General features: G+C 42.8%; 1 protein-coding gene and 1 pseudogene. Both read right to left on the reverse strand.

Annotated elements, in window-relative coordinates:
- Positions 1–40: 40 nt before the first annotated feature.
- Entirely contained in the window at positions 41–1,015 is a 975-nt protein-coding gene (locus HMPREF1208_RS12510; protein WP_016425973.1) for a hypothetical protein, read from the reverse strand.
- Positions 1,016–1,069: 54 nt separating this feature from the next.
- Positions 1,070–3,211: pseudogene (locus HMPREF1208_RS12515) on the reverse strand (hypothetical protein); the annotation flags it as partial.

Genomic DNA, 3,211 nt, shown 5'->3' on the forward strand with positions numbered 1-3,211 from the left:
CATCAAAATCGACATCTGTGAAGAATAGCGAAGCAAAAAGTCAATCGATTGAGAAATCAGAAAGCTTAAGTACAGCAAAATCGACATCAGTTAGTGAGTCTGAATCAACTTCTGCTCGTCTAGCAAGCGAATCAACGAGCACATCAACGTCTAATAGAGTAGTGAGTGTAGCTAAATCAGTAAGTACATCAATATCTGAAAGCGATTCGGATTTAGAATCATTATCTACGAGTGCCTCTACTTCAACAAGTGATTCAGTGTCTACTTCAAAAAGATTAAAGAGCGAATTTGCATCGGTAAGTACATCTATATCGGCAAGTGAATCAGACTCGTTGTCAGTAGCTGAAAGTGAGTCGACTTCAACAAGCGAATCATTATCGACTTCAAGTCGATTAGCGAGCGAGTCGACATCAACATCAACAAGCACATCAGCGTCAGTAAGTGAGTCAGACTCCGCGTCATTAGCTAAAAGTGAATCAGCATCGACATCAACATCGGTGAGTGAATCAAACTCCGCATCGTTAGCTAAGAGCGCATCGGTTTCAACATCAAATAGATTGGCAAGTGAGTCGACATCGACAAGTGCATCAACATCGGTGAGTGAATCAGATTCAACATCCGTAGCTAAGAGCGAATCAGCATCGACAAGTGATTCCGTATCAACATCAAACCGAGTAGCAAGCGAGTCAACATCGACAAGTGCGTCAACATCGGTAAGTGAATCAAACTCGACATCTGTATCTAATAGTACTTCCGTATCTACGAGCGAATCGGTTTCAAATTCAAATCGAGTAGCAAGCGAGTCGACGTCAACAAGTGCATCAGCATCAGTAAGTGAGTCAGACTCTGCATCAGCAGCTAAGAGTGCATCAGTATCGACAAGTGAATCAAATTCTACATCAGTAGCTAATAGTGATTCAGTCTCAACAAGTGAGTCCGTTTCAACATCAAACCGAGTAGCAAGCGAGTCAACATCAACAAGTGCATCAACATCGGTGAGTGAATCAGATTCCACATCAGTAGCTAATAGTGACTCGGCATCGACAAGTGAGCCCGTTTCAACATCAAATCAAGTAGCAAGCGAATCCACATCGACAAGTGCATCAACATCAGTAAGTGAATCAGATTCAATATCAACAGTTAAGAGTGCGTCTGCATCAACAAGTGAATCAGATTCCACATCAGTGGCTAATAGTGGTTCAACGTCAGTAAGTGAATCGAACTCAGCGTCATTAGCTAAGAGTGAGTCAGTATCGACAAGTGAGTCTGTATCAACATCAAATAGAGTAGCGAGCGAGTCGACTTCAACAAGCACATCAACGTCAGTAAGTGAATCAGACTCATCATCAGTAGTTGAGAGTGCATCGGTTTCGACAAGTGAATCTGTATCAAATTCAAATCGAGTAGCAAGCGAATCCACATCGACAAGCACATCAACATCGGTAAGTGGATCAGATTCAACATCAGTGGCTAATAGCGAATCAGCTTCAACGAGCGAATCTGTTTCAAATTCGAACAGAGTAGCAAGTGAATCGACATCGACAAGCACGTCAACGTCGGTAAGTGAATCAGACTCTGCATCAGCAGTTAAAAGTGCATCGGTATCAACAAGCGAGTCCGTTTCAACATCGAACCGAGTAGCAAGCGAATCAACTTCTACTAGTACATCGACAAGTGACTCAACTTCAGTAAGTGAATCGAATTCCGCATCAGCTGCAAAGAGTGATTCAACGTCAGTAAGCGAATCGAACTCAACGTCAGCAGCAAATAGTGAATCGGTTTCGACAAGTGAATCTGTATCAAATTCGAACAGAGTAGCTAGTGAGTCAACTTCAACAAGTGCGTCAACGTCGGTGAGTGAATCAGATTCAACATCAGTGAGCGAGTCGGATTCCACATCAGTAGTTAAGAGCGAATCGGTTTCGACAAGCGAATCTGTGTCTACATCAAACCGAGTGGCGAGTGAATCGACGTCAACAAGTGCGTCAACATCGGTGAGTGAATCAGATTCAACATCTGTATCTAATAGTGATTCTGTATCAACGAGCGAATCGGTTTCAAATTCAAACCGAGAAGCAAGCGAATCAACTTCTACTAGTACATCGACAAGTGACTCAACTTCAGTAAGTGAATCGAATTCCGCATCAGCTGCAAAGAGTGATTCAACGTCAGTAAGCGAATCGAACTCAACGTCAGCAGCAAATAGTGAATCGGTTTCGACAAGTGAATCTGTATCAAATTCGAACAGAGTAGCGAGTGAGTCGACGTCGACAAGCACATCAACATCGGTAAGTGAATCAGATTCAACATCAGTAGCTAATAGTGATTCAACTTCAGTAAGTGAATCGAACTCCGCGTCATTAGCTAAGAGTGAGTCCGTTTCAACAAGTGAGTCTGTATCAACATCAAATAGAGTAGCGAGCGAGTCGACTTCAACAAGCACATCAACGTCAGTAAGTGATTCAAATTCCGCATCAGCAGCTAAGAGCGCATTAACAAGTGAATCGGAATCAAATTCAAATCGAGTAGCAAGTGAATCGACATCAACATCAGCAAGCGAGTCAGACTCTGCATCAGCAGCTAAGAGTGCCTCTGCATCTACAAGTGAATCGGAATCAAATTCGAATAGAGTAGCAAGCGAATCGACGTCAACAAGCAATTCAGTTTCTGTAAGTGAGTCAAACTCAGTGTCAGTAGCTAAGAGCGATTCAGTTTCGACAAGTGAATCGGAATCTAATTCGAACAGAATAGCGAGCGAGTCAACATCGAGAAGTGCGTCAACATCAGTGAGTGAATCAGATTCAACATCAGCAGCTAAGAGTGCATCAGTATCGACAAGTGAATCTGTATCAAATTCAAATCGAGTAGCGAGTGAATCGATATCGACAAGTGCTTCAACGTCAGTAAGCGAATCAAACTCAACGTCATTAGCTAAGAGTGAGTCAGTATCGACAAGTGAGTCCGTTTCAACATCAAACCGAGTAGCAAGCGAGTCAACATCGACAAGCACATCAACGTCAGTGAGTGATTCAAATTCTGCGTCAGTAGCTAAGAGTGCATCAGTATCGACAAGTGAGTCCGTTTCAACATCAAACCGAGTAGCAAGCGAGTCAACATCGACAAGCACATCAACGTCAGTGAGTGATTCAAATTCTGCGTCAGTAGCTAAGAGTGCATCAGTATCGACAAGTGAGTCCGTTTCAACATCAAA

The sequence above is a fragment of the Staphylococcus sp. HGB0015 genome (assembly GCF_000411275.1).
GTDB lineage: Bacteria > Bacillota > Bacilli > Staphylococcales > Staphylococcaceae > Staphylococcus > Staphylococcus schleiferi.